We start from the raw sequence: 6,798 nt of genomic DNA, 5'->3' as shown, positions 1-6,798 counted from the left end.
CACGAGCAAGATCAAGAGATTACGTGGCCATCGACCAGGATTTCCGATGTCCGTCTACCGGGACCCTTCTGGCCATCTACCTGGAGTCACCTGTCCGCCGACCTGGAGTTTTAGATGGCCGCATACACGCGGGTCAGCCCCCTGCTCGCGCGTCTACGAGAACGGATCGATGTACGGGCGGTCTCTCACCCGGTCATAGATGCGGCGCAACCACGGCTGCTGAACCGCCGTCAGCCGCTCCAGCGTGCGGAGGAACACTCGCCCATCGGGACAGAAAAGAGTGTGTGGCAGCAGCGGGGGCGGATCATCACGGCGAACGACGGCTGGCATCCCGTACGCCGCCGGCATGAGCCGCCGGTCATCGTTGAAGGCCAGGTACGTCCACACGTCCGCAGCCAGCGGCACCACCGTTCCTGCGTCACACGGCCATATCTCACCGGTCTGCGGATGCTTCGGCGCCAGTGCGATGTCCGTGATCGCGGCGGACAGCCCGGGCCCGGCCAGGACGAGGTGTCGTTCCGGTGACCCCGGAGGGAGAAGACTGTCGATCGCCCGGCGAAACGCCTCTGCGACAGGCCCATCAGGGAGAGACACCCGCCTACCACCCGAAACCACCAGCAGGTGCGCCAGTGCCACCGCGACCGCGGCCTCCCACACCGGGCTCCAGAAACCACGCGAATCAACGGGCGGGGTGCTCGGCAGTTCCGTCCAGTCCATCACCCGCTGGACGGGGCCATCGACGGCGACAGGACATACGGCGTCCGGCTCCAGCCACACCACCTGCCAGAACCCGCAGTCGTCGACGCGCGTCGCCACCGGACAGCCGCACTCCGCGCACGCCAGGTTGGGACCGTACTGGCCGTCCCAGCCACAACAGCAGCCGCCTAACCGCTCCGGGATGAAGACGGTTCCGCGGACGTCGCCCGGCGCGATCCCGATCCTGTTCGGGGGCCCCGTAATGCCGTACATCTGGAGTCGGACGCCATGCTCTTCCAACTCGGGCTTCCTTGGTTCCCAAGGCCGGTCGTCTCCAGGGTCCACCGCGTACGTTCCTGGCTCCAGAAGACCGGGGAGCAGGTCATGGCTGTACTTCTGACCAGAGTGGTCGGGAAGCGCCACCCGCGCCACCCTCGCGGTCATCACAGCGCCGCACCCCGCACAGGAGAAAACGACCAAGCAGCCTCCTTCGTCGTAACGAGGCGATCATGGTGGCACAACATCCCGCCTCGCGTGGAAGCGTTCAGAATCACTGCGTCTCAAGGCCGCCCGAGGATGAAAAGGCTTCAGTTATCGCGAAGTATCGGTCGAGGACTGAGATGAGCAGGTCGGCCAACTCTGGGGTGGTGACCGCCGCCCATTGCTGGGCGAGGCCGAGGAACCCGGAGAAGTGCTGTTGGGCTGTAGCGAGCAGGCCAGAGAGCTCGCCGCGAGTGATCTCGATGGACAGAGAGTCTTCATCGTCCTGCCGGAGCTGGATGACGTGACCCACGTGTGTGATGTGTGGCGTGGGGTCGTGCCCGAGCCAAGATTCTTGCCCGCGAGCCACGTCCCACCAGTCCCGCCAGTTCTCCAAGCCGAAACAGCAACCGGGCGAGACGGTGACGTTGGTGGTGGTGTCGCGGAAGCGCAGACCGCCCGGAGCGCTCAGGCCTTCCGCTTCAGCGAGATGTCGTTGCAGATGCGCCTCGGTCAGGTCGGCGGCGTGCGTGACGGGGATGTTGTTGTAGCTGAAGATGACGGCCATGGCCGTCCCGACGTCGGCGAGAGACATCCGCTCGGACAGGGCGAGAAGGCGGTCACTCAACGGCTCCGCGATCGGCCAAGCCGTGAAGTCCACCGCGTCGTAGGTCTCCAGGACGACTTCAACGATGACCATGGCTGGCAGTATCCAGGCATAGCGCGTACGTGTCGTTGCTGGAGGTACGAGGAGGGCCGGTACCTGTCAAGAACTTTGAGACAGTTTCCTGCTATTTGGACGCTATGAGCGCTTGTGGGGTCGGTGGGTTGATCCAGGCAGCGGTCGGGAGGGGTGGCGGGCTGGGCGGACGGCCGAACCGGGTGGGATTGGCGGCGTAGGCTGCGGCTAGGACCTTGGCCCGCTCCCGCTGAATCTGTTCGGCCTGACCGAAGTAGACCGAGGCCGGCGTGTGCAGGCCGAGCCCCGAATGGCGATGTTCGTGCCGGTAGTAGTCGAAGAAGTTCTCGCAGAAGGCCCGGGCGTGCTCGATGGAGTCGAAGTGCCCGGGGAAGTCGAAGCGGTACTTGAGGGTCTTGAACTGCGCCTCCGAGTAAGGGTTGTCGTTGGAGACGCGGGGTCGTGAGTGGGAGCGTTGCACGCCGAGGTCCACCAGTAACTGGGCGACGTTCTTGGACGTCATCGCAGGTCCGCGGTCGGCGTGGATCGCTTTGGGCCGCCCGTGCAGGGCGATCAGGTCGGCCATCCACTGCTCGGCGATCGCGGCGTCCTCGGCCGGCTCCAGCCGCCAGCCCACCGGGTAGCGGCTGAAAATGTCGAGCATCACATACAGCTGGTACCAGATGCCGCGCGCCGGTCCGGGCAGGCGGGTGATGTCCCAGCTCCACACGTCGCCTGGCTGGGTGGCCACCAGTTCGGGCTTGACCTTGGCCGGATGAGCGGCCAGCCGGCGGCGTTCGCGGATGAGGTTCTCCTGGCGCAGAATCCGGTACAGCGTCGACTGCGAGGCCAGGTAGATGCCCTCGTCGAGGAGCTCGGCCCAGATTTGGGCCACCGCCTTGTCGGCGAAGCGCACGTCGGTCAGGATCGCCAGCACCTGCTCGCGTTCGGCCGCCGACAGCGCGTTGGCCGGCGCACCGGCCGGGCCGGGCTTGCGCTGTGGACCGGCCGGCCGGACGCGTTCGCGATAGAGGGTGGCGCGTGACTTTCCCAGCAGCCGGCATGCCGCGCTCGTCGAGGTCAACGCCTCCACCTGGTCGAAGACCTGGCCTATCGCCGCTTCGACGGCGGCTTTGTGTCCGCGCTCTCGGAGAGCGTCTCCAAGAGCGCATGTGCTTTTCCCGCCAGGTCCAGCGCGGCGTCCTTGCGGGCCAGTTCGGCCTCCAGCGCCTCGACTTTGCGCCGCAGCCGTTCCAGTTCGGCCCGCTCGCCGCTCTTACGGGTCCGCGAGGTGTTCTTGGCCAGCCCGTCCAGCGCTCCGGCCTCGGACGCGCGCCGCCATTCGGCGATGTGCGAGGAGTACAGGCCTTCGCGCCGCAGCAGCGCGCCTCGCGCGCCGGGCTCGGTCAGCGCGTCGTACTCGGCCAGGATCGCCTGCTTGTACTCAGGCGTGAACGTCCGCCGCCGCGGCCGGTCCGCGCGTGTTCCCTCGTTCTGGTTGGCCGAGCCCACCGTTCCATCATGGACGATCTGCTGCGGTGTGCGGGTGGCCGGTGTCGTGCTCACGGTTCGTTGAGATCCTTACTCACCCTTGTTGCTCAGATGAACTCTAGTCTCGTCTGTCTCAACAAACCTTGGCAGAGAGGGCACGGCCCTGCACGTAGATGGGGTGGCTGGGGACTGATCACCTCGCACACCATCGACTCAGGCAAGCCCAGCAGACCGGCTCCTCCGTATCAAGCCCGGCTCTGACCGCAGGACAACGCATGATCGAGGAACGGCGACCGGTGAGCGTACACGCGAAGCCGAGCTTGACACTCCGTCCCCGGCCCGCTGCCGCTACGCGGTGAGTCGACGGCGTACGAGGTGATCAGCTTGGCATTGCGCGCGACATGTAGCACGCAATCAAAGCCAAGTCTTCTTGATCTTTAGGTCGATTTAGCTTCTGTTTCCAACGGCATACATCTTGAAGCGAAGCATATTTGATGCCATCGATGACGTCGGCGCGTTCAATGAGCGAATCTACTGTCCAGATCTCGGGAAACCAGCCGTTAAGAATCTCTATCTCTCCCCCTTGGAGGAGGATCCTCTTGACTCCTTCACCGAAAGGGGCTGGGCTGGATTCAGCGAGCGCCTGGGCTTTGGACCATGCTTTGCCGCGGGCGACAACATCTAGGTCTCCAATATCGCTTCTGATGCCATGCGCGAGCAAGGGTCCGCTTCCTGCAATTACGAAGTCGTCAGCAGGTAGTGCGAGCGCTAGTAGCGCTCGCACTAGCGGATGATCTATAGCTTTCACGGACGAGCTCCTATGTTGTGAATCCTGTACATGCTAGGTAATCAAAACTCGCACCCACCAGCCGATTCCCACTGCCACGGCGAGGCTAGACATGGTACCGATGAGGAAGTACTCGATAAATCGTTTCTTATCCTCTTTCACCTCTGGAAACCTAGCAAGCGCTTTCACTGCTACAACGACTGCTGCGCCCTCTGGCTTCCCAGCCGCTACGAAGCTAAAGATCAGCCCACGTTCGAGCCAGCCTATCAACGCGCCTGCGCCTTTTAGGGCCTTGATGTTGCTGTCCTCCTCGCTTCCTAAGGCTTCTGTGAAAGGCCGGAGGAGGTGAGTGACGATCTCGCCACCGATGAAGGTCGCAAATATTGCTCCAGAGATAACGACGGCGGCTTTATCATTGAGTAGCGCTGTATGTATTCCCGCGAGCGATTTCCCTGCATCTGCTACAAGTGCTGTCAAAGTCAGGCCTGCAGCCAAGAATAGAGCAGGGATTACGACTAGCTTTATGTTCGAAGCAGAGCCTGTTGTGGGCGCCTGGGTGTTCTTGTCCCTCTGCGCCAATCTTGCGAGGTATATAGAGGCGACGGTTGATGACCCTACCAACAATGCCGCCTTCCAGGTCCATATGATGGGAGTCACCGTGTATAAGCCATACAGAAGACTCGCGAGTAAGGCGCGCCACCACTTCTTCCGGGCCCAGGGTAGGCTGTAGGCAATCAGTATCGAAACGGTCATTCCGGACAAGAGTCGCGCTAGTTCCACATGTCCTCCTACTAGGCCTATACCTTCGAGAAGATACGTCACTTCCCATGCAAGACTCTACGTAATCCTGCACATCCGGATCTCTTCTTCTGCTGTTGGCCATGGTTCGTTGCTGTGAGCGCAGCAGGCCAACTTCGAGTTCGTCGGCGGCAGGGGCAGGCGACGGACGTCGGCTGGTCAGCCTGCGGAGAGGGTGGGCGAGAGTCAGCGAAAAGTCAGCGGATCCGCTGGCACGGGAGGGCAGCCGAGATCAACAGACGTCATCACTGCAGCATTTGACGGCACCGAATGGCATCTGACGACCAGGGGTGAGACGCCCCACCGAGGTTCGCATCGAAGGGGTCAGGGTTCGAATCCCCTCATTTCCACCAGACACAACAAGGCCCGTCCGGGTGATCGGACGGGCCTTCGTGCTGTTCAGAGGGGCTTGCTGGGCTACCCGGGGGGTGCTGGTCTCGACGCCCCATCCGGCTGCTGACCGGCGCCACTTCGGGGGTTTGTAGTACGCCGACGACTGGGTTGAACTTCCCCTCACCGGTAGCCCGCTCTCGATCCGTTCCAGCGCATGCCGTTGGAGACGTTCCTGGGTGAGGACGAGGTGCGTCACGCCGTATCGGGCCCAGCCCATCGTCTTGTGACGTCCGGGGTCTGTCGGTTCCGGCTGGCAGCATGACGACATGACCATGCAGCCCCCCGATATCTCTTGGCTCTGCGGCGAATACGCCGAGGAGTTGTACAGCTTCATCTACGTCCGTGCCACGCCCGAACAGGTGATCGCCCGCCTCGGCGGCCGATGGGAGGACTTCACGCCGGGTCCCTTCCCCGACGACCCGGATTACTACTCGCACGCTGGACCTCTCGGCGTCGCCTCCATCGGTGATTGGACGTTCGTTTTCGACCCCGACTGGCTCGGCACCCGCGAAGACGTGATCACCAGACTCTCCGAGGGCACTCGCCTTATCTCTCAAGCCGCACTCGCCATCAAGTGCCTGGACTACTTCTACTGGTGTGAGGACGGCGAGATCCGATGCGCCTGGGGTGGCGATGAGGGATATCTGACGGAGATCCCGGCCGAACTGGTCGGCACGATGGCGGAGATCGACAGGCTGTACCCATCGGGTCCCCGCCTCTACAAAGGGCCGGCCTTCCTGCTCGTCGAGCACCTGACCGGGATCAGGGTGACGGAGCAGCTGCTCAAGAGCTCCACGTTCATGTGGGGTGTCGTTCCGGAACCGGCCACGTCGTGACGTTGATCGATGGTGAGTCTTTCCTCCTGAAGCCGTATCACCGGCGGGCCGCCGAGTCCAAGCAGCTCCACATCAGGCGGACGCATAGACCAAGGACCTGGACCCGTGAGATGGGCTTCGCCATCCGGTTCGGGGCCTTTCCCACGTCATCAAGCCGCTCCGTCCCCGGCCCGCTGCCGCTACGCGGTGAGTGCGACATCCGTTGAAGATCTCCACGGCGACACGAGTTTGATGGAACACTGGCTGCCCTCTGATCATCTTTGTGGGAAGTATGCCATGTCGCGATGGCGCTATCTTCGATGGTGGCTGGCCGCATTTGTGGTCAGTCTGCTGAGCTTTCTGTCCTTATGGCTGCCCGCGCTCTTCGAGGGTGATGGAGCGGTGGGTTGTGCGGGTTATGGCCCTCTTCCATCGGGTCTGACGAGGTTGTGGTCGGTCTTGGAAGTCATGTGGCTCGATGTCAGGCAGGAGATCGCGGGTACGCACGGGCGGTATCTGGTTCTGAACGGTGTGAGGGGCTCCGAATTTTCCGGACTCGACCCAAATGAAACTATATCATGCCGCGACTCGGTTATCGAACCATTCCTCTAGTACTTCCGATGGCGGGCGATATCCCAATCCAGAGTGAAGTCTTCGCC

Annotated in this window: 7 protein-coding genes; 1 reads left to right on the top strand and 6 read right to left on the bottom strand. The window is 62.7% G+C overall.

Features of this window, described 5'->3' with window-relative positions; translation table 11 throughout:
• Window positions 1–153: 153 nt before the first annotated feature.
• From KME79_RS44045 to KME79_RS44020, 6 genes are all read right to left on the bottom strand, one after another.
• Window positions 154–1,119, bottom strand: a complete 966-nt coding sequence (locus KME79_RS44045) for a hypothetical protein (RefSeq protein ID WP_308249278.1) — start codon at window positions 1,117–1,119, stop codon at window positions 154–156.
• Between the two features lie 127 nt (window positions 1,120–1,246).
• Complete coding sequence (locus KME79_RS44040) at window positions 1,247–1,876, bottom strand: hypothetical protein (protein ID WP_219552585.1); 630 nt, start codon at window positions 1,874–1,876, stop codon at window positions 1,247–1,249.
• Between the two features lie 91 nt (window positions 1,877–1,967).
• Window positions 1,968–2,939: an IS3 family transposase gene (locus KME79_RS44035; RefSeq protein ID WP_246641414.1), complete on the bottom strand. Its 972-nt coding sequence runs from the start codon at window positions 2,937–2,939 to the stop codon at window positions 1,968–1,970.
• Between the two features lie 26 nt (window positions 2,940–2,965).
• Window positions 2,966–3,421: a hypothetical protein gene (locus KME79_RS44030; RefSeq protein ID WP_219552583.1), complete on the bottom strand. Its 456-nt coding sequence runs from the start codon at window positions 3,419–3,421 to the stop codon at window positions 2,966–2,968.
• Between the two features lie 304 nt (window positions 3,422–3,725).
• On the bottom strand, window positions 3,726–4,154 hold the full coding sequence (locus tag KME79_RS44025; protein WP_246641413.1) for a hypothetical protein: 429 nt from the start codon (window positions 4,152–4,154) through the stop codon (window positions 3,726–3,728).
• Between the two features lie 33 nt (window positions 4,155–4,187).
• Complete coding sequence (locus KME79_RS44020; protein WP_219552581.1) at window positions 4,188–4,955, bottom strand: hypothetical protein; 768 nt, start codon at window positions 4,953–4,955, stop codon at window positions 4,188–4,190.
• 635 nt (window positions 4,956–5,590) lie between these two features.
• On the opposite strand from KME79_RS44020, the gene KME79_RS44015 reads away from it, so the two are divergent.
• Entirely contained in the window at window positions 5,591–6,160 is a 570-nt protein-coding gene (locus KME79_RS44015) for a DUF6461 domain-containing protein (RefSeq protein WP_219552579.1), read from the top strand.
• The last annotated feature ends 638 nt before the right edge of the window (window positions 6,161–6,798 follow it).

It is taken from the genome of Nonomuraea harbinensis (assembly GCF_019396385.1).
Taxonomy (GTDB): Bacteria; Actinomycetota; Actinomycetes; order Streptosporangiales; family Streptosporangiaceae; genus Nonomuraea; species Nonomuraea ferruginea.
This window is presented reverse-complemented; position numbering and strand designations above follow the sequence as displayed.